Annotated in this window: 12 protein-coding genes; 3 read left to right on the plus strand and 9 right to left on the minus strand. The window is 76.2% G+C overall.

The features are described 5' to 3' along the window. Nucleotides 1-97 precede the first annotated feature (97 nt). The 5 genes from recD to WAB14_RS01610 all read right to left on the minus strand — a co-directional run bounded on the left by recD (nucleotide 98) and on the right by WAB14_RS01610 (nucleotide 10372). Nucleotides 98-2122, minus strand: coding sequence for an exodeoxyribonuclease V subunit alpha (gene recD / locus WAB14_RS01590; protein ID WP_340266712.1), 2025 nt, complete (start codon nucleotides 2120-2122; stop codon nucleotides 98-100). Beyond that, entirely contained in the window at nucleotides 2119-5514 is a 3396-nt protein-coding gene (locus tag WAB14_RS01595) for a UvrD-helicase domain-containing protein (protein ID WP_340266714.1), read from the minus strand. The genes recD and WAB14_RS01595 overlap by 4 nt, the downstream gene beginning before the upstream one ends. Further along, a complete protein-coding gene (recC, locus tag WAB14_RS01600) occupies nucleotides 5511-9029 on the minus strand; it encodes an exodeoxyribonuclease V subunit gamma (protein WP_340266716.1) in 3519 nt (1172 codons plus the stop codon). The genes WAB14_RS01595 and recC overlap by 4 nt, the downstream gene beginning before the upstream one ends. Nucleotides 9030-9125: 96 nt before the next feature. Further along, nucleotides 9126-10052: an NADP-dependent oxidoreductase gene (locus WAB14_RS01605; RefSeq protein ID WP_340266718.1), complete on the minus strand. Its 927-nt coding sequence runs from the start codon at nucleotides 10050-10052 to the stop codon at nucleotides 9126-9128. 149 nt (nucleotides 10053-10201) lie between these two features. Continuing rightward, nucleotides 10202-10372 (minus strand): hypothetical protein, encoded by a 171-nt coding sequence (locus tag WAB14_RS01610; protein WP_340266720.1) that lies wholly within the window; start codon nucleotides 10370-10372, stop codon nucleotides 10202-10204. Nucleotides 10373-10485: 113 nt separating this feature from the next. Between WAB14_RS01610 and WAB14_RS01615 the strand changes: the two genes are divergently transcribed. Beyond that, nucleotides 10486-11631 (plus strand): DNA topoisomerase IB, encoded by a 1146-nt coding sequence (locus tag WAB14_RS01615; protein WP_340266722.1) that lies wholly within the window; start codon nucleotides 10486-10488, stop codon nucleotides 11629-11631. A gap of 482 nt (nucleotides 11632-12113) precedes the next feature. After that, on the plus strand, nucleotides 12114-15149 hold the full coding sequence (locus tag WAB14_RS01620) for a S8 family serine peptidase (RefSeq protein ID WP_340266724.1): 3036 nt from the start codon (nucleotides 12114-12116) through the stop codon (nucleotides 15147-15149). A 73-nt stretch (nucleotides 15150-15222) separates the two neighbouring features. On the opposite strand, the gene WAB14_RS01625 is transcribed toward WAB14_RS01620, so the two are convergent. From WAB14_RS01625 to WAB14_RS01640, 4 genes are read right to left on the minus strand one after another with little or no spacing between them, the layout of a single operon-like run. Beyond that, nucleotides 15223-16380, minus strand: a complete 1158-nt coding sequence (locus tag WAB14_RS01625) for an ABC transporter substrate-binding protein (RefSeq protein ID WP_340266726.1) — start codon at nucleotides 16378-16380, stop codon at nucleotides 15223-15225. Between the two features lie 45 nt (nucleotides 16381-16425). Beyond that, entirely contained in the window at nucleotides 16426-17211 is a 786-nt protein-coding gene (locus tag WAB14_RS01630; protein WP_340266728.1) for an ABC transporter permease, read from the minus strand. Then, complete coding sequence (locus tag WAB14_RS01635) at nucleotides 17208-18002, minus strand: ABC transporter ATP-binding protein (protein WP_377002113.1); 795 nt, start codon at nucleotides 18000-18002, stop codon at nucleotides 17208-17210. Before WAB14_RS01635 ends, WAB14_RS01630 begins: the two co-directional genes overlap by 4 nt. Next, nucleotides 17999-18970, minus strand: coding sequence for an ABC transporter permease (locus tag WAB14_RS01640; RefSeq protein WP_340266730.1), 972 nt, complete (start codon nucleotides 18968-18970; stop codon nucleotides 17999-18001). The genes WAB14_RS01635 and WAB14_RS01640 overlap by 4 nt, the downstream gene beginning before the upstream one ends. Before the next feature lie 115 nt (nucleotides 18971-19085). Here WAB14_RS01640 and WAB14_RS01645 point away from each other — a divergent pair, with 115 nt between their 5' ends. Then, nucleotides 19086-20063, plus strand: coding sequence for a phosphatase PAP2 family protein (locus tag WAB14_RS01645; protein WP_340266732.1), 978 nt, complete (start codon nucleotides 19086-19088; stop codon nucleotides 20061-20063). The last annotated feature ends 672 nt before the right edge of the window (nucleotides 20064-20735 follow it).

Consider the following 20735-nt stretch of genomic DNA (forward strand, 5'->3'; position numbering starts at 1 on the left):
GGCAGCACACACCTACCCGTTCTGTCGCCTTCCCGGCAATACCTGTCGAACGATCAGTCGGATCGTGGACGGGGCCGTCGGAAGTCGACCGGCCCCGTCAGGGTCCGGGCTCGCCGCCGAGTCGTCCGCGCAGCCCGCTCGCGCGTGCGGCCGGGGTGCGCACGGCGGCCGCGACGGCGTCGACCGAGCCGACGACGCGCACGTGCGCGACGGCCCGCGTCACCGCCGTGTAGAGGGTCTCCCGGGTCGCCAGCGGGGAGTCCGCGGCGGGCAGCACGACGGTGACGCGGTCGAACTGGGAGCCCTGGCTGCGGTGGACCGTCATCGCGTGCACCGGGCGGACGGCGCCGAGCCGGACCAGCGGGATGCCCACCGGCGCGCGACCACGGGCGAACCACGCGCGGGGCCCCGTCCCGCGTGCGCCGGGCGGCTCCGCGACCACGACGCCCGTGTCGCCGTTGAAGAGGGCGACCTCGTAGTCGTTCGCCGTGACGAGCAGCGGCTCACCGGGGTGGTGGCCGTCGGCGCGCGCCGTCAGCAGGTCGGGGTCGGCCGAGACGAGCCAGCGCAGCGCGAGGGCCTCCCACTGCTGCACGCCGCGGGGGCCGCGCCGGTGGGCGCACAGCAGCCGGTGGGTGTCGAGCGCACGGAGGGCGCCGACCGCGTCGCCCGCGAGCGCGGAGCGCCGCATCGCCGAGCCCCAGGTGACGACGTCGCGCTCGACGGCCGCGAGCGCCTCCGCCCCGGGCGGGGCGTCGTCGGGGACCTCGACGAGCTCGACGCCACGCGGTCCGGGTGCGTCGCCGGCGGGACCCGCGTCGCTCTCGTCGCCGGAGCGGAGGAGGTCGACGACCTCGTCGACGCGACCCCTCCGCACGGCCTCGGCGAGGCGTCCGATGGCGCTGGCGGCGTCGAAGCGGTGGTTGACGGTGAGCGCCGCGATGCCGTCCTGCACGTACGCGGCAGGGCGGGCCGGGACGACGACGGCACCGTGACCGGGGACGACCGCGTCGAGGGCGGCGGCGGTGCGGGCGGTGCGCTGCCGGAGGGCGTCGCGGTCGACGAGGTCGCCGAGCACGGCGCCGGCCTCCACGGAGGCGAGCTGGTCGGGGTCGCCGACGAGCACGAGCCGGGTCCCGTCGCGGAGCGCCTCGAGGAGGCGCGCCATGAGCGTGAGCGGGACCATCGAGGCCTCGTCGACGACGACCACCTCGAACGGCAGCCGGTTCGCGCGGTCGTGCCGGAACCGCGACCGGGATCCCGGCCGCCACCCGAGCAGGCGGTGCACCGTGGTGCCCTCGAGGCGGCCGAGCCGCTCGAGGTCGACCGCCGGGAGCGTCCCGCTCGACGCGGCCACGGCCTCGTCCAGCCGCGCCGCCGCCTTGCCGGTCGGCGCCGCCAGCGCGACCCGCCACGAGGGGTGCTGCTCCTTGAGCAGCGCGAGGACCTTCGACACCGTCGTCGTCTTGCCGGTGCCGGGGCCCCCGGCGAGCACCGAGACCCGCGACAGCGCGCACACCGCAGCGGCGAGGCGCTGGTCGGCGTCGGCGTCGGGGTAGAGCCGGTCGAGCCCCGCTCGCAGGACGGCGAGGTCGAGGTCGTCCGGGCGGTCGGCGGTGCGCCGGAGGAGCTCGTCGGCGACGAGCTGCTCCTGCGCGTCGTAGCGCGCGAGCCACAGGCGCGTTCCGCGCAGCCGGAGCGGGGCGTCCTCGCCGACCGTCAGCGGGCTCGCGGCGCACGCCGCCACCCACGCGCCCACCTCCGGCCACGGCAGCGGTCCGGTGGTCCCGCCGTCCGTGGCGGCCGAGGTGACGGAGGAGATGGCGGAGGAGGTGGCGGACGAGGTGGCGGCGTGGCCGGCGTCGGCGACGTGCTCGTCGGTGTCCGGGACGGCGGTGGCCGCGACGGTCGACAGGTCGACGACCACGGAGCCCTGCCGCGTCGAGCGCACCGCGAGGGCGGCGGCGAGCAGCACCCGCTCGTCGCCCTCGCCGACGAGCACGCCGAGCCGGGACGCGACGTGGACGTCGGCGGCGGTGAGGACGCCGGCGTCGTTCATGAGGCGCAGCACGCCCTCGGCGCGCAGGGCGAGGTCCGCCGACCACGGGGACGCCACGCTCACCCGGCACCTCCCGCCAGCAGGTCCGACAGGCCGACGACGAGGGCGGTGGGTGGTCGCCACGCGAGGACCCCGGGCGCCTCGCCGGCGTCGTCGAGCACCCCGGGGCCGCTCATGCCGCGCAGGAACAGGTAGAGGACGCCGCCGAGGTGCTGCTCCGGGTCGTAGCCCGGGCGGCGCCAGCGCAGGTAGCGGTGGAGCGCCGCGGCGTACAGCAGCGCCTGCAGCGGGTAGTGCGCCTCGACCATCGAGTGCTCGAGCGCCTCCGAGCGGTAGTGCCAGGCGGTGAGGGCCTCCTCGCGGGGGGCCAGGCGGTTCGTCTTGTGGTCGACGACGAGGTAGCGCTCCGCCCCGGGCGCACCCACCCGCACCACGGCGTCGACGGAGCCCGCGAGGTAGCCGCGCAGGGTCGCCTCGCCGCGCGCGACCGGCAGCTGCTCGAGGGCGTCGGCGTACCCGGCGAGTCGCCCGCTCGGCACGTGCTCCCGCCACAGCGCGACGAGCCCGGCGAGCGTGGCGCCGGCGGCGTGGCGGGGGTCGGGCCGGTCGCCGCCTGCCAGCGGCAGCTCGAAGTCGAGCTCGGGCAGCCGGTCCGCCACGGGGACCTGCGCCCACGCGAGACCGTCGGCGAGCGGGCCGAGCGGCGTCGCGAGCGCGACGTCGAGCGCGCGGACGAGAGCGGGGACGTCGGCGCCGCCCTGGGCGAGCCGCCCGACCAGCGCCGCCACGTCCCCGCCGGGCTCGTAGCGCTCGAGCGCGAGGTGGACGAGGGTGCCGAAGCCCGTGCCGCCCGCGAGGTCGTGCCACAGGGAGGGGACGTCGAGCAGGTGCGCGTCGGCGGTGGCGCCCGCGTCGCCCCGGCGCGGGACCGGCGCGCCGGTGAGCGTCCCGGGCCCGGCGTCGGGCTCGTCGTCCGTCCGGCCGGTCTCCGGCTCGTCGGCGGGCGCGGGCGTCGGGCCACCCGGTCCGGGCCCGAGGCCGTACACCGCCTCGTGGGCGGCGTGCGTGAGCGCGCTGTACGACGTGCGCCGCCACCCCGCGTCCGGCGCCCGGTCGAGCCGGGCGAGCGCGAGCCGGGGTGTCGGTCGCGGGGGCGGCTGCCACGTCCCGACCGGCGCGGAGCCGGGCGCCGGCACGGGGAGCACGTCGAGCGCGGCGCCGGTCGTCGCCGCGCGGCTGTGGAAGGCCCGCACCGCCTCGGCGTCGGAGGGCACGGGGACACGGAACGGGGCGACGGTGCCCGGGTCGTCGTGGAGCAGCAGGCGCTGCAGCGGCGACGAGGGCGTGTTGGTGGTCGGGCACCACCACGTCACGACCTTGCCCTGCGCGCGGGTGAGGGTGACGTAGGCGAGCCGCAGCTCCTCGGCCGCCTCCTCGTCCTGGTGCAGCCGGACGTGCTCGCCGAAGTCGGGTCCCGTGGGACCGCCGACGTCCCGGGTGCGGACCCCGCGGCGGTCGTGGAACAGGGGGTGGAGCGGGGGCCGGCCCGTGTAGTGGTTCCACAGCGAGGGCGCGAGGACGACGGCGAACTCCAGTCCCTTGCTCGTGTGGGAGGTGAGGACCTGCACGGCGTCGGCGTCGGTCTCCAGCCGCCGGCTGCGCTCCACCGTGGCGTCGGTGCCCTCGCTGCGCCGCCGGCACAGCCACGAGGCGAGCGCGGTGAGGCCGAGGTCCCCGACCACCGCCTCCTCGTGGAGCACCTCGGCGACGTGGCGGAGGTCGGTGAGGACGCGCTCCCCGTCGGGCTGCGCGAGCAGTCGCTCCTGCACCCGCAGGTCGGACTGCACGCGCTCGAAGAGGGCCGCCACCCCACGCTCGGCGTGGACGCGGCCCCAGCCGCGGAGGCGCAGGGCGAGGTCGTCGACGGCGGGGGCGTCGCCGTCGAGGTCGGCCGCGGTGAGCCCGACGAGGCGGCCGACCCCCAGCCGGCGCACCCGGGTGGTGCGGTGCGGCTGCTCCAGCGCCTCGAGGAGCCGCTGCCACTCCTCCGCGGCCTCGGTGGCGAACACGCTCGTGCGGCCGGACACGACCGCGGGCACCCCGGCCTCGCGCAGGCGGGCCTGGATCGCGAGCGCCTCGGAGTTGTACCGCACGACGACGGCGACGTCGCCGGGGTGCAGCGGGCGGGCGGTACCGCCCCGGGGGGTGAGGGTGGTGCCGTCGAGGAGCTCGACGACCCGGCGCGCGCAGTCCTCCTGCACGGCCGCGCGGGCGGCGCGCGCGGTGACGAGTCCCGCGCCCGTGAGGTCGTGCGCCGCCAGCCCCTCCCGCCGGAGGACCCGCAGCTCGACCGGCGCCCCGACCGCGGGGCCGTCCACCACCTGGCCGTCGTGGGCGGCGGTGACCGGACGCACCCGGATCCGCTCGTCGCCGAGCGCCGCGCCGCCGAGCAGCCCCGCGAGCCCGCGCACGAGGCCGGGGTCGCTGCGGTGGTTGCGCGGCAGCGTGGCCCGCCCGGTCGTCGCGGCGCGGGCGTCGAGGTACGCCGCGACGTCGGCGCCGCGGAAGCCGTAGATCGCCTGCTTGGGGTCGCCGACGAGCACGAGGGTCGCGTGGCCGTGGAAGGCCCGTCGCAGGATGCGCCACTGGACGGGGTCGGTGTCCTGGAACTCGTCGACGAGCACGACGGTGAACCGGGAGCGCATGCGCGCGGCGGCGACGGCGGCGGTCGCGGGGTCGGTGAGGGCGTCGTCCAGCCGCAGCACCATGTCGTCGTAGGTGAGGAGCCGGCCCGCGCGGGTGCGTCGGGCCACCTCGGCCCGGACCGCCGCGGCGACGCGGACGCGCAGGCGGGTCGCCTCGTCGGCGGCCTCCGACGGGTCGGGCACGAGCGGGGTCGCGAGGTCGAGGCCGACCTCGCGCGCGAGCCGGCGGAACGTGTCGACGTCCAGCGCCGGCCGGTCCTCGGCGCCCGGCGCGCCCCACTTGCGGACGTAGAGGTCGTCGGCGACCTCCGCGACGAGGTCGGACGGGTCCTCGACGAGGACGGCGTCCCGGTCGTGGTCCGCGGCGGTGCCGAGCTCGCGCAGCATGGCGTGGCAGAACGCGTGGGTGGTCGTGACGGTCGCGCCGTCGAAGTCGGCGAGCGCGCGCTCGAGCCGGTCGACGCGGTCGTCGGCCCCGGCTGCTGCGGCGTCCCCCCTGTCCTCGACGAGCCGGCCGCGCACCCGCTCCCGCAGCTCGCGGGAGGACTCGCGGCTGAACGACACGACGAGGAGCCGGTCGACCGGGACGTCCTGCTCCGCGACGTAGCGCGACACGAGCCGCGCGATCGTGAAGGTCTTGCCGGTCCCCGCGCTCGCCTCGAGCACCGACGTGCCGACCGGCAGCGGACCCTCGAGGTCGAACGGCTCCGGATCGGGCTCGAGCAGCCCGCGCAGCGGCGACGCGCTCACAGGACGTCCCTCGTCTCCGCCGCGAGCAGCGGCGACCACAGGCGCCGGGCGAGCACCCCGAACCGGTCGCCCTCCTCCTCCGCGGCGACGTGCGGGACCACCGAACCGGCGTCGGCGGCCGTCGCCCGGGCGGCGAGGAGCCCGTCGAGTCCGACGACGCCTCCGTGGACGAGGACGTGCTCGGGTTCGGACTGCTCACCGCCGTAGCCGTTGTCGCTGTCGGCCCACTTCTGCCCGGCGACCGTGCGGGCGATCGTGATCCGGGTGCCCTCGTGGCGGCGCCCCGCGTACGCACCGGCCGTCGCGCACGGCAGCGGCAGCGGCTCCGCGAGACCGGCGCGGTGGAGGGCGACGAGGTCCCGGAGCACCGCGGTCGCGTGGTCGGGGGCGACCGGCCCCAGCAGGCTGCGCGCGCAGCGGGTCCTGTCCCGGCCCGTGCCCCGGCCGAGGGTCACGGCCTGCCAGGGCCGCTCGGGCCCGCACGCGGCGAGCGCGAGCACGCGCACCCAGGCGGCGAGCCGGTGCTTCGGGGCGAGCGAGGAGAACGCGACCGACACCAGGCAGTCGCCCCGGACGCCCCCGACCGTGCCGGTGAGCCGCGTGCCGTCCCCCAGGTCGACGGCGACGTCGTAGGACTCCGGCTCGTGGACGTGCCAGGGCTCGGCCGCCGCGACGAGGGCCTCGACCTGGCCGCCGACCTCCTGCAGCACCCGGGCGCCGAGCGGGCCCGGGGGGAGCACGCCCCGGCCGTGCTCGAGCGAGGCGACGGTCGCGATGTCGAGCCCGGCGAGGCGGTCCCGCAGGAGCCGGTCCCCGACTCCCCAGCGCCCGAGGCCGTCGAGCTGCACCGGGAGGGCGTCGTCGGGGTCGTCGTCGCGCTCGGCCAGCGACAGCTGCAGCCGCTGGCGGAGGTACTGCCGGGCCGGGTGGACGAGGAGGCGGACGAGGTCGTCGAGGGCGACGTCGGTCGGCGGCGGCGCAGGTAGTGCCCGGCCGAGCAGCGGCGGGGGTGCGGCCCGCTCGCGGGCGGCGGCGACGGCGCCGCGGTGGGCGCGCGGGTCGAAGCCGAACGGCCGCCCGTCGGGGTCCGTCCCCAGGGCCCCCGGGGTGAAGGCCCGGGGGTCGAACGGCTGCAGCGGGTGGTGGGTCGTGACGGCCTCGCGGCCGGGGCTGCCGTCCGCGCCGACGACGGTGCGGTCGACGGCGTCGAGGAGCTCACCGACGGGGACCGCGGGCGGCACGGGGGCCCCGGTCCGTTCGTCGTGGCCGGTGAACGTCACGACGAGGTGTTCGCCGGCGGCGCCGATCGCGTCGAGCAGGAGCTGGCGGTCCTCGCTGCGGGGGTCGCGGTCGCCCACCCAGGGCTCGCGGGTCAGCAGGTCGTCGCCGTCGCGGACGGTCCGGCGGGGGAAGGCGCCGTCGTCGAGGCCGAGGAGCGCGACGACGCGGTGCGGCACGGACCGCATGGGGACGAGCGTGCACACGGTGAGCGCGCCGGTCCGGAACCCCGTGCGGGTCGGACGGCCCGCGAGCGCGTCGCGGAGCACAGGGCGCAGCTCGGCGACGGTGAGGGACGGACCGGCCCCTGCGCCGGTGGGCGCCGCCCCCGTCCCGGGGTCGGGCGCGCCGGGCATGAGCGCCTCCTCCAGGACCTCCCGCAGCTGGATCTCCTGCCACGCCGCGTCCCGCTCGGGCGCGGCCAGGCGCAGGGTGGCGCGTTCGAGCACGTCCGCCCACGACCGGCGGGTGCGGGCCACGGACAGCTCGGCGCGGGCCGCGTCGAGCCGGTCGAGGAGCTCGACGACGCGGCCGAGGAGGTCGAGGTCGGCGGAGTCGACGTCGTCGAGGGGCACGAGCCCCGCGACCGGCCCGGCGTCGGTGCCGCGGCCGGGCTCGACCGCCGCGCCCAGCACGAGCCGGTCGAGCCCCCGGCGCCACGTGCCGTCCCCCACGTGCTGGAGGTGCCACTCCGCCCGGTGCTCGCGGTGGAGCCCCCACCGGACGCCCGCCTCGCCGACCCAGTCCCGCAACCGCTCGACGGCCTCTTCGTCGAGACCGAGGCGGCGGGCGACCGCCGGGTGGCCGGCGAGGTCGAGGACCTCGCTCGCGGTGAGGCGGCCGGACGCGAGCTCCAGCAGCCGGTCGAGCACGGCGACGAGCGGGTTCGACTGGTGCAGCGCGCGGTCGGCGACCCGCACCCGCAGCCGGGACGCCGGGTGCGCGTCCCGGGAGCGGTACCCGTCGTCCCCGCCGTCGTCCCCGCCGTCGTCCCCGCCGCCGTCCCTGTCGGACGCGAAGGCCGCGGCGAGCAGCGGCGCGAAGGTCTCGACGTCCGGGCACATGACGAGCACGTCCCGGGGCTCGAGGGTCGGGTCGTCGGCGAGCAGGCCCACGACGACGTCGCGGAGCACCTCCACCTGCCGGGTGCGGCCGTGGCACGCGTGGACCTGGACGCTGCGGTCGCCCGCGAGGAGCGGGGTGGGCGAGGGCGGGACCCGGTCGGCGACGAGGTCGGCGCGCAGCCGCTCGAGGAGGGTGCTCGGTCGACCCGGCGGGTCCTCGTGCGGCTCGTGGTGGAGGGTCGTCGCCGCCGGGGCGTGGGCGCGGAGCAGCTGCTGGAGCTCGCGCACGTCCCGGGACAGGCTGCGCAGCAGCGGGTTCCGCACCGGCGTGCGGTCGTCGGCCCGCCGCACCACCGCGGGGCGGTCCGCGACCGTCTGCCACAGGGCGGGGGAGGCGTGGTGGAGCCACACGTGCACGTCGCGGTGCTCCGCGAGGGCGGCGAGCAGGTCGAGGTCCGTGCGCGGCAGGCGGCTCGGCCCGAAGACGCTGAGCCGGTGCGGGGCCGAGACGTCGCCGGGGCGCTCGCGGACGGCGGCGCAGACCTCGTCCCGCAGCCGCACGGGGTCGGTGCCCCCGACCCGGTCGAGGACGCGCCGCCACAGCAGGGGCTGCCACTGCTCGTGCTCCTCGACCGCGGTCCACCCGCCCTGGCACGGGACCACCGCCTCGGCCTCGGCCCAGCGCCTCAGCATCTCCGGCCGGGACCGCGCGTACGTGTCGAACAGGCGGGCGAGGTGGGTGGCGAGGCTCAACCGGCGTCCGGTGGGGGTGCCGGCGACGAGGAGGTGGCGGCGCGGCACGCGGCACCACTCCTCGTCGAGGGACTCGTCGAGGACCTCGAGGAGCGGCCACGCGAGCCGCTCGGGGTCCCACGCCGCGAGGGCTCCCGCCACCTCGGGTGCGGCGGTCGTGCTCACACCGTCGAGCATGCGCCGGGGGGAGGGGAAGTCGACGTTGGCGCACACCCCGTCACCCGGCCCGCCGCCCGCCCCGTCGCCCGGTCCCGACGTGCCGAGCCGGTGCGACAGCCGCTGCGCCAGCCAGCGCTCGACGCCCTTCGCGGGCACGGCGACGACCTCGGCGGCGAACGGGTCGGGGAGCGGGTCGGCGAGGAGGTCGGCGAGGGCGTCGGCCAGGGCGGTCGCGCGCTCGGCGCGGTGCACGACCAGCACGCCCCCACCCCCTCGTCGTCGTCGAGCCCTCGTCCCGTTCCCGGCGGCGCTCAACCTACCGAGGGGGCCGGACACAGGGTGCCGGTCGGGGTGGCGTCAGACGGTGACGACGACCTTTCCCGCGCCGTGGCCGGCCTCGACGTCGCGGTGGGCCTCGGCCACGCGCTCGAGGGGGTACGTCCCGCGGACGTGCACGCGGAGCGAGCCGTCCTCGACGAGGCGCGCGAGGTGGGCGAGCTGCGCGCTGTCGGGGCGGACGAAGACGTACCGACCGCCGCCGCCGAGCACCGTCGCGGCGTCGGTGATCGAGACGACGCGGCCCGGGTCGGATGTGACGGCGAAGGAGGCGGGGAGCGCGTCGCCGCCGACGAGGTCGATGCTCGCGTCGACGGCGGCCCCGCCCAGGACGGTCCGCACGCGCTCCGCGAGCCCGTCGCCGTACGTCACCGGCTCGGCGCCGAGGTCGCGCAGCGACGCGTGGTTGGCCTCGCTGGCGGTGCCGAGGACGCGGGCGCCCCGCAGCCGCGCGAGCTGCACGGCGAGGTGCCCCACACCACCTGCGGCGGCGTGCACGAGGGCGGTCTCGCGGTCCTGCACCCCCGCCGCCTCGACCGCCTGCAGCGCCGTGAGGCCGGCGAGGGGGAGGGCGGCGGCCTGCTCGAACCCGACGCCGTCGGGCAGGGGCGCGAGGTGGCGCACGGCGGCGCGCACGAGCTCGGCGGTCGTCCCGTGCTGCACGTGGTCCTTGCGGACGTACCCCAGGACCCGGTCGCCGACCGCGAACGCGGTGACGGCGGGGCCGACCGCCTCGACCGTGCCGGCGACGTCCCAGCCGGGCACGACGGGGAAGGCGGAGGGGAACGCGCCGTCGAGGTACCCGGCGCGGATCTTGTGGTCGACGGGGTTGACCCCGGCGGCGCGCACCCGGACGACGACGTCGTCCGGTCCCGGCCCGGGGTCGGGGAGCTCCCCGACCCGGAGCACGTCGGCGTCGCCGTAGCTGTCGAAGAAGGCTGCTCGCACGGAGGGCGCAACGGGTGCATCGCGCGGGCTGTTCCCGGGTGGCCGACCACCGGAGGCTCGTCCCCGCGGACGGCTGACAGGCGCCGCACCACGCGACGAGGGGGCCTGCACCGTCCGGTGCGGGCCCCCTCGGCCGTGGTCGTGAGCTGTCAGCGCTTCTTGTCGGGTCGGACCGTGTCCGCGGCCTTCCGCAGGCCCCGGGCGACCTTCGACTTCGGGCCGCGGCGCTCCTCGACGGTGTCGGCGACCTTGCGGGCCGCGGCCGCCGCGAGGGGCACGGCGACGGCGACGGCGACCCAGCGCACGAGCTGGCGTCTCATGAGGTGTCTCCTTCGGTGGGGGTCGACCCGGCGGTCGGGTCGTCGGGCTGCCACAGCGGTACCCGCCCGCGCGTCGCGGCATGCCGACCGCGTCCTGCGGGTACTGCAGCGCCGTGCCCCGCCTCCGCCGTGCCACCCCGTCCGAGCCCGGTCTGACCCGTCGTCGCGCCGGCCGGGGCTGGGTGTACCTCGACGCCGACGGGCGGAAGGTCGACGACCCGGCGGTCGTCGCCCGCTGCCGCGAGCTCGTCATCCCGCCTGCGTGGTCGGACGTGTGGATCTGCCCGTGGCCGAACGGCCACCTGCAGGCCGTCGGCACCGACGACGCCGGCCGGCGCCAGTACCTCTACCACCCGCAGTGGCGGGCCGCCCGGGACGAGGCGAAGCACCAGCGCGTCCTCGACATCGCGGCACGGCTGCCCGAGGCCAGGCGCGCGGTCGCGACCCACCTCGCGCGCGGGGACATGTCCCGGGAGCACGTCCTCGCGGCGGCCTTCCGCCTGCTCGACCTCGGCCTGTTCCGGGTGGGCGGCGAGAGCTACGCGGCGGACAACGGCTCGTTCGGCCTCGCCACCCTGCGGCGGGACCACGTCCGTGTGTCGGCCGAGGGGATCGTCTTCGACTACCGCGCCAAGCACGGGCAGCGGCGGCGCCTCGTGCTGCAGGACGAGGCGTGCGCCGAGGTCGTCCGGACGCTGAAGCGGCGCCGCGACAGCAGCGAGGAGCTGCTCGCGTGGCGGGTGCGTGACGGGGGCCGCACCCGGTGGCGGGACGTGACGAGCGGCGACGTCAACGACTTCGTCCAGGAGGTCGTCGGGCCCGACACGACGGCGAAGGACTTCCGCACGTGGCACGCGACCGTCCTGGCGGCGCGGTCCCTCGCCGACGCGGGCCCGGCGGAGGAGCTGTCGAGGACCCGACGCACGAGGACCGTCGCCGGGGTCATGCGGGAGGTCGCCGAGCACCTCGGCAACACCCCGGCGGTCGCCCGCAGCAGCTACGTGGACCCGCGGGTCGTCGACCTGTGGGAGGACGGGGTGAGCATCGCGCCGGTCGTCGCGGCGCTCGGTGCCGAGGGCAGCGCGGACGTGGCCCCGGGGGAGCGGACCCAGGACGCCCAGGACGCGCTCGAGCGGTCGGTGCTCGAGCTGCTCACGCTGCCGCCGCTCAAGGCGCGCGCCACCCTGCGGCGGACGGCGCGCGAGGTGGCCGAGGGCCCGGTGCACGGGCGGCGTGACCGCTCCCGCGGCGCCGCCTGACCCCGATACGGGGGTGCAACGACTCGCCGCTGCTGCGGCGCCGGCGCGAGCCCTCGTCGGTCTGACGTGTGGCCGGAGGCCGGCACCCGTGGGCGCGGCGGGAACCGGGACCTTCACAACAACCCCTGCGCTCCTGTGACCCTGACCCGCGGTTCCCGCCGCGCGACTTCGGGGTACCCGACGTGCGCGGAGGCAAACGCGCCCGGCCGGAGGATCTGGCCCTGCATCCCCGCAGCCCAGGCCGTCACGTAGGGTGACCAGTGATGCGTCCGGAGTGGCGTTGTCCACGGGTTGGCCGTCGCAGGTCGGGACCGGTCCGCACGCATCGCCCCGGTATGTCCGGTTCCGTGACACTCGGTCACAGCAGTGTAACGAGGCGGTAACTCATCCCGGTGACTCCTTGACCCCGAGAGTTCCCTGACGGAAGGTCCCGCTGTCCCGCGCCGCAGCGCAGGTCCCAGCCCATGAGGAGAACTCCCACCGTGATCTCTGCCACCCGAAGGGTCCGGTGCGTCGTCGCCGGGCTCGCCGCCACGGCCACCGCCGTCGGCGGCGTCGCGCTCGCGGGCACCCCCGCGACCGCCGCGCCGCTGCCCTACGACGACGGCAGCTACGTCGTCCTGCTCGACGAGCCCGCCGTCGCCTCCTACGACGGCGGCGTCCCCGGCTACGCCGCCACCCGGCCCGCCGAGGGCGAGGCCGTCGACGTCACCGGTCGCGACGTGCGCCGCTACGCCGACCGGCTCGCCTCCGCGCAGGCGGACCTCCTCGACGAGGTCGACGCCGAGGCGACGTACACCTACCAGGTCGCGCTCAACGGCTTCGCCGCCGAGCTCGACGGGTCCCAGGCGACGAAGCTCGCCGCCCTCCCGGGCGTCACGGCCGTCGTCCCGAACGAGGTCCGCTCGATCGACACCGTCCAGACCCCCGAGTTCCTCGGCCTCGACGGAGAGGGCGGCCTGTGGGAGCAGGTCGGCGGTCCGGACGCCGCGGGCGAGGGCGTCGTCGTCGGTGTCCTCGACACCGGCGTGTGGCCCGAGAACCCGTCGTTCGCGGGTGAGCGCCTGCGCACCGGCAACGGGCTGCGCACCGACGGCAAGGGCCGCGTCGTCGGCCGGAACCCGCTCGTCGGGACGCCGTTCCGCACCGCCGACGGTGAGGTCTACATGCTGAAGGGCGACCGCACCGTGTTCCGGGGCGAGTGCGAGCTCGGCGAGGGCTGGGAGAGCGCCGACCTCTGCAACGACAAGCTCGTCACCGCCCGGTACTTCGCCGACTCCTTCGTCGCGAACGTGCCCGAGGCGAACCGCGGTGAGTTCGAGTACCTGTCCGCCCGCGACGGCGACGGGCACGGCTCCCACACCGCCGGCACCGCGGCGGGCAACGACGGCGTGCCGATGAGCATCGACGGCATCGACCTCGGTGAGGGCTCCGGCATGGCGCCCGGCGCCAAGCTCGCCGTGTACAAGGTGTGCTGGGAGGACGACGACCCGAACACGGGCGGCTGCTACACCGCCGACTCCCTCCGGGCCATCGAGCAGGCGGTCGTCGACGGCGTCGACGTCCTCAACTACTCGATCTCCGGCACGACGACCACGGTCGTCGACGCCGTCGAGCTCGCCTTCTACAACGCCGCCAACGCGGGCGTCTTCGTCGCCGCGTCGGCCGGCAACTCCGGCCCCGGCTCGTCGACGACGGCCCACAACAGCCCGTGGGTCATGACGGTCGGCGCCACCACCTTCAAGCGGGACGAGGGCACGGTCGTGCTCGGCAACGGGGAGACGTACCTCGGCGCCAGCGTCATCCAGTCCCCGCTCGCCGCCACCGAGGCGGTCCTGTCGAGCGAGGTCGCCCTCGCCGGGGCGGACCCGGACGAGGCGACGCTGTGCTACCCCGGCACGCTCGACCCCGCCCTCGTCGACGGCAAGGTCGTGGTCTGCGACCGCGGCGTCATCGCCCGCGTCGACAAGTCCCTCGCGGTCGCGCAGGCCGGCGGTGTCGGCACGGTGCTCGCCAACGTCGCCCCCAGCAGCCTCGACCCCGACTTCCACTCCGTGCCCACGGTCCACGTCGACGAGGTCGCGGGCGCCGAGATCAAGGACTACGTCGGGTCCGTCGCAGGCGCGACGGTCGCCTTCGAGGTCGGCGACACCACCGGCGGCGAGCCGACGCCGCTCCCGCAGATCGCCGGGTTCTCCTCCCGGGGCCCGACGCTCGCGGCGGGCAGCGACATCATCAAGCCCGACATCGCTGCCCCGGGCGTCGCGGTCGTGGCCGCCGTGGCCCCCGGCCCCAACAACGGCAACGACTTCAACGCCATCTCGGGCACGTCGATGTCGAGCCCGCACGTCGCGGGGCTCGGGGCGCTCGTCCTCGGCGAGAACCCGCTGTGGCACCCCAGCACGGTGAAGTCGGCGATGATGACGACCGCCGACGACATCAAGGACACCGACGGCGACGCCGAGACCGACCCCTTCGTCCAGGGCGCCGGGTTCGTCGACCCCGCCCAGATGCTCCGTCCGGGTCTCGTGCTCGAGGCGGGCGAGGAGGAGTGGGCCCGCTTCTACGCCGGCCAGGGGCTGCAGCTCGGCGAGCCGGGCAGCGAGTACGAGCCCCTCGCGACGACCGACCTCAACTACCCGTCGATCGCGATCGGGCAGCAGGCCGGCCCGCAGACGGTGACCCGGACGTTCCGCGCCCTCCAGGCCGGCACGTGGGACGTCAGCGTCGACGTGCCCGGCTACGAGGTGACGACCTCGGTCGACACCGTGCGGGGCGACGCCTCCGGGAAGCGCTCGACCTCGGTCGACCTCACCTTCACCCGCACCGACGCCACGCTCGCCGACTGGGCGACGGGCTTCGTCACCCTGGAGGGCCCGACGACGGTCCGCATGCCGGTCGCGCTGCGCCCGGTGTCGGTCGCGGCGCCCGCCGAGGTGAGCGGTGCGGTCGCCGACGGCGCGGTCGACGTCGAGATCACCCCCGGCTTCGAGGGCGAGCTCGCTCTCGAGACCCAGGGCCTGGCGCGTGGGAACACCGTCGCGGCGACGTTCGCCCAGGGTCAGCAGGGCGCGGTGCGGACGACGATCCCGGCCGGGACGTCCTTCGCGCGCTTCGACCTCGACGCGGTGAACGACGAGGCCGACCTCGACCTCACGGTCTACCGGATGAACGCCGCCGGCACCGCGCTGGTCGCCCTCGTCGGGCAGTCGGCGACGGGCGCGGCCGACGAGCGGGTCGACGTCCTCGCCCCGGTTCCCGGCATCTACTACGCCGTGCTCAGCAACTACGCGAACGCGCCGGGCGAGAGCAGCGCCGCGTTCGAGTACACGACGTACGCCGTCACGCCGTCGACGACGCTCGGCGGGTTCACCGCCGAGCCGAACCCGCTCGACGTGTCGACGGGGGAGCCGACGTCGTTCCGGGCCACGTGGTCCGGGCTGACCGAGGGTGCGAAGTACCTCGGCTGGGTCGGCTACGAGGGCGCCATCGCCCCCACGATCGTGTCGATCGACTGACACCGGCACGACGCGCGTCGGCCCCCCGCCCTCCCGGGCGGGGGGCCGTCGCGCGTGAGGCGGGCGGCCGGGGTCAGACCCCGCCCTCCTCCAGCTGCACCTCGGTCTTCTCGAAACCCTCACCGGTGACGTCGAGACCCTCCTCCTCGAGCTCGGCGACGGCCGACTCCGCGAAGGAGGAGTCGTAGGCGGAGTCGTCGACCTCCGCGCCCTCGAGCTCGGGGATCTGGCTCGTGGCGACCTGGACGGTCTGCTCCCACTGCGACTCGTCCATCACGCCGATCCCGCCGGGGGAGGGCCAGATGAGGGCGTTGACCTCGTTCATCTGCCACGTCTGGTGGCTCGTGCCGAGGGTCGGCCCGGCGGCGAGGACGTGCTCGACGCACGCGTCCGGGTTGTCGCGGCAGAAGATCCAGCCGCGGAACGTGCCGCGGAGGAACGCCTCGATCGTCTCGCCGTTCTCCGCGGCGTAGTCCTCGGTCACCCACAGGGAGTCCTGGAGCATCGCGGTGCCGACGTCGTTGAAGTCGATGACGGTGAAGTCCTCCGGCTGGTACAGCTCGCCGGTGTCGGGGTTCACCGCCTCGAGCAGCTGCGCGTACTCGTTGTAGATCATCGCCTCGGCGGCGTCGAGGTCGCGGCTCAGCAGGCCCTCCATGTCGAAGTTCTGTGCGACGAGCTCGACGTCCTCCACCCCCTCCTGCTCGATGGCGGCGGTGAGCTCGTACTCGTTGCCGAAGCCCCAGTTGCCGACCGTCTTCCCCGCCCAGTCGGCGGGCTCGGTGATGCCGGAGTCCGCCCACGACACCATGAGCGTCCCCGAGCGCTGGAACACCTGGGCGACGTTGACGAGCCCCGCGCCCTCGGTGTTCGACACGAGCGCCTTCGGCACCCACGCGATGCCGAAGTCCGCGCCGCCGGTGGCGACGACCTGCTGGGGCACGATGTCGACCGCCCCCTCGAGGATGCTGACGTCGAGACCCTCCTCCTCGTAGAAGCCCTCCTCCAGCGCGGCGTAGTAGCCGGCGAACTGCGCCTGGGCGAACCACTGCAGCTGCAGGCTGACGGGGGTCAGCTCGCCGTCGCCGCCGGCTGCGGCGTCGGTGGCTGCGCCGGACGCCGCCTCGTCGGGGTCGCCCGTGTCGTCGGCGCCGCCGCAGGCGGCGACCCCGAGGGCGGCCGCGGTGAGGAGCGCGACCGCGGGAGCGAGGGAACGGGACCGTGCTGTCACTGGGACCTCCTGGTGACGGTGGGTGGGACGGGCGGGTCGGGCGGGTCAGGCGGTGCTCGTCGCGCGGACGGACACGTGCCAGGGCATGAGGCGGCGCTCGAGGAACGCGACGACGAGGTAGAGGGAGATCCCGAAGACGGACGCGAGGACGATCGCGGCCCACGCCTCCGCGAACTGGAAGAGGGCCGCCTTCGTCGTGATGTACTGCCCGAGCCGGTCCTGCGGCCCGCCGAAGTACTCCTTGACGATCGCGCCGATGAGGCTGAGCGGCGCCGCCACCGTGAGCGCGGAGAACAGGAACGGCAGCGCGGTCGGCACCTGGAGCCGCTGCAGCGTCGAGCGGCGGTCGCTGGCGTAGGAGGCCATGAGCTCCCGCTGCGCCGGCGTCGTCGACAGCAGGCCCCGCAGGACGTTGACCATGACGGGGAAGAACACGAGCACACCCACCACGAAGACGGTGCCGAGCGGGCTCAGCAGACCGAACCACGCGTTGGCGACGGGCGCGAGCACGATGATCGGCATCGAGTTGACGGCGACGGCGAGCGGCAGGGCACCGCGCCGCACAGGCGTCCACCGGGCGCACGCGGCCGCGGCGAGGACGGCGAGGGACGCGCCGACGAGCAGACCGCTCACCGCCCCCGCGAGGGTCGCGAGCCCGGCCGACAGCAGGTCCGGCCACTCCGCCACGATCGCCGCCACGACCTCCGACGGCGTGGGGAGGATGAACGACTCCGCCCCGCTGATCCGCAGCACGACCTCGAGCGCGACGAGGGTGCCGACGAACAGCGCGACGGCGGGCGCCGCGCCCGCGACCCGGCCCCGGGCGCTCACGACCGGGGGCTCCCGGCGTCGGCGTCGACCTTCCGCAGGGCGTCCCGCACCCGCGTGGTGAGCGCGAAGAAGCGCTGGTCCTCGCGGGTGTCGTCGTCGCGCTCGCGGGGGAGGTCCACCTCGACCACGTCGGCGATGCGCCCCGGGCGCGGGGACATCACGACGACCCGCGTCGACAGGAACACCGCCTCCGGGATGGAGTGGGTGACGAAGACGACCGTGGTGCCGGTCTCGCCCCAGATCCGCAGCACCTCCGCCTGCATGCGCTCCCGCGTCATCTCGTCGAGGGCCCCGAACGGCTCGTCCATGAGGAGGACGGCAGGCCGGAACGCGAGGGCGCGGGCGATCGCCACCCGCTGCTGCATGCCACCGGACAGCTGCCACGGGTAGGCGTCGGCGAACTCGGCGAGCCCGACGAGGGCGAGCATCTCGGTGGCGCGGGCGCGGCGCTCGGCCCGGGCGACGCCCATGATCTCCAGCGGCAGCTCGACGTTGGCCCGCACCCGCCGCCACTCCAGCAGCGTCGCGGCCTGGAACACCATGCCGTAGGTGCGGTCGAGGCGTGCCCGGTGCGGGTCCGCGCCGTCGACGAGCACGCTGCCGCTCGTGGGCTGCAGCAGGTCGGCGAGCAGGCGCAGGAGGGTCGACTTGCCGCACCCCGACGGGCCGATGAGGGAGACGAACTCGCCTGCCTCGACGTCGAGGTCGATGTGCTCGAGGGCGGTGACCGGGCCGCCGGGCGCGGGGAACACCATCCCCACGTCGGCGAGGTGGAGGGCGGGGGTGCTCACGTCGTCCCGACCAGCGGTCGGGCGGTGCCGGTGGGGGCGGTGCCGGTGGGAGCGGTGCCGGTCCGCTCCGCCGGGTCGGTGTGCCGCAGCGGCGCCGGCACGACGAGGCGCTCGACGAGCGCGACGAGCCCGACGAAGAGCACCCCGAGCAGCGCGGAGACGAGCACGGAGGCGAAGAGCTTCTCCGGCGCGGCGGAGAAGCTCGACGCGAAGGACAGGATCTGCCGTGCGAGCCCGTCGGACTGCCCGGCCGGCAGCTCCCCGACGATCGCACCGATCACGGAGGCGGTCGCGGCGATCCGCAGCGCCGGGAAGAGGAACGGCAGCGCCGCCGGCAGCTGCAGGCGCAGCAGCACGGTCCGTGGTGGTGCGGCGTAGGAGCGGAACAGCTCCGTCGCCGTCGTGGCGGGGGAGCGCAGCCCCCGGACGGCGGCGATGGTCACTGGGTAGAACGCGAGGTAGGCGGACAGGAACGCGACCGGCACCCAGATCGGCACCTGCTCGCGGCGGGCGAAGGAGATGAGGAGCGGCGCGATCGCGAGGACCGGGACCGTCTGCGACGCGATGACGTACGGCATGAGGCCCCGCATGGCCACGCGGGAGCGGACCAGCAGCACCGCGAGCAGCAGACCGACGACCGAGCCGACGAGGAAGCCGACGACCGCGATCCGCCACGTGTAGAACGCGGCCCGGGCGAGGATCACGAGGAGGACCTCCTCGCCGCCGCGGCGGGCGGGCTCGAAGAGCGTGGCGACGATCTCCCACGTGTGCGGCATCGTCCGGTCGTCGGGCCGGACGGGCAGCCGGACGTCCGTCCCGGGCCACGTGCCGCCGAGGGCCGCGCCGAGCCCCTTGTACGCCTCCCACGCGGCGACGAGCGCGAGCACGATGAGGCCGGCCGACAGCACGGCGCGCGCGGCGCCCGCGCCCGCCCACGAGGCGGCCCGCCCGGCCACGACCTGCTCCATCGCGCCACCCTGGCCGGGCGCCGCCCGGCTGACAAGCACCGTCGTGTGACGACTGCGTAACGCGTCCGGGGCACCTCGACGGGCGCTCGTCCCCCGGGAGGTGCACTCTCCCTCCGTGCCGCAGAACATCGAGATGCCGAGCGGGGGGGACACCTCCGCCGACTGGGGCCGCCTGCGCGGGGCCCGCGCCCGGTGGGCGGCGCTCGCCGTCCTCGCCCTCGTCGTCGCCCCGTGCCTCGCGCTCACCGGCGCGCTCTTCCTGTCGGAGTCCGACAACTCCCTCGACGCGTTCGACGAGCCGGTGCTCGAGTGGTTCGTCGGTCTGCGCGAGCCGGTCGGCGAGGTCGTCGTGCGCGTCTACAGCGCCCTCGGGAGCCCCGTCTTCGGCATCCTCTTCACGTTCCTCGCCGTCGTCGGGCTGGGGGTGCTGTGGCGGAGCAGGACGCCCTTCCTCCTCATGCTCGTCGCGGGTGCCGGGTCGCTGGCGATGTCGATGACGACGAAGGCGTACGCGGACCGGGAGCGTCCGCCGGACGCGACGGCCGTCGGCGAGCTCGAGCCGTCGTGGTCCTTCCCCAGCGGGCACGCGCTCAACGCCACGATCATCGCCGGCGTCCTCGCGTACCTCTTCATCATCCGGGCGCGGCCCGGGCGCTCCGGCCGGGTGGCCGTCGTGGCCGTCACGCTCGCCGTGCTCCACGCCGGTCTCATGGGGCTGTCCCGGGTCTACCTCGGGCAGCACTGGTTCACCGACGTCGCCGTCGGCTGGGCGATGGGTGTCGCGTGGCTCGCCGTCGTCCTCGGCGCGCACCAGCTGTTCCTGCGCAGCAGGGAGGGCCGGGTCGGTGCCGCGGGCGCCCAGTCGGGCGGGCAGGGCTCAGCCGGTCGGACCGCCCGGCAGGGCGGGTCGCGCGACGTCGACGACACCGCCGGAGAAGTAGGGGTCGGTGATGCGGACGAGGCCGTCGTCGCTGCGCCGGTAGGAGCCGCTCAACCCGAGCCGCCACGGGCTGCGGCTGTCGAGGGCGGGCTGCAGGCTCGGGGTGGCGAACCGCTCCGGGTCGACGGCGACGAGCAGCTCGGGAGCCGCTGAGCCGGCGTCGCCGCGGGCCTGGACCGTGCGCGCGTACGCGCGCGCGGTCGTCACGAGCACGTGCCCGCTGGCGTCGGGGCTGCCGTGCAGTGCGGTGCTCGTCGTGACGGCGGTGCCGGGCATCGCGCCGCGCAGCTCCTCGGCCCACACGGCGACGTCCGCGCGGCGGGGCGCGACGACGACGACGGGCCGGCCCGTGCCGCTGACGTGCCGCAGCACGGCGAGCCCGAGCGTGAGGCGACGCTGCGGGTCCGGGTCGACGACGACCCCCCGCCCACCGCCGAGCACCCACGCCTGGACGGCGTCGAGACCCTCGGGCGACAGGCCGACCTCGTCGGCGGCGCGGGCGAACGCGTCGGACGCGGCCACACCCAGGCGCGAGGCGCGGTCGGCGAGCTCGTCGTTGTGCGCCTGGAGCAGCTCCCGTGCCGACAGGACCCTGGGGTGGACCGGGCGCTGCTGCACCTCCTCGCGCAGCCGCGCGACCTCCTCCCGCAGCAGGGTGGTCTCGCTGCGGTGCGAGTCGAGGAGCTGCCCGAGGAGCGCGCGCGTCGCGGACAGCTCCGTGACGAGCGCCTCGACCGCGCGCAGCGCGACGTCCTGGTGGCCGGGGGCCGTGGGGAAGCCCTGGTCGCGGAGCCGGTCCTCGGCGCGTCTCCGGGGCAGCGGCTG

It is taken from the genome of Aquipuribacter nitratireducens, from assembly GCF_037860835.1.
GTDB classification, from domain to species: domain Bacteria; phylum Actinomycetota; class Actinomycetes; order Actinomycetales; family JBBAYJ01; genus Aquipuribacter; species Aquipuribacter nitratireducens.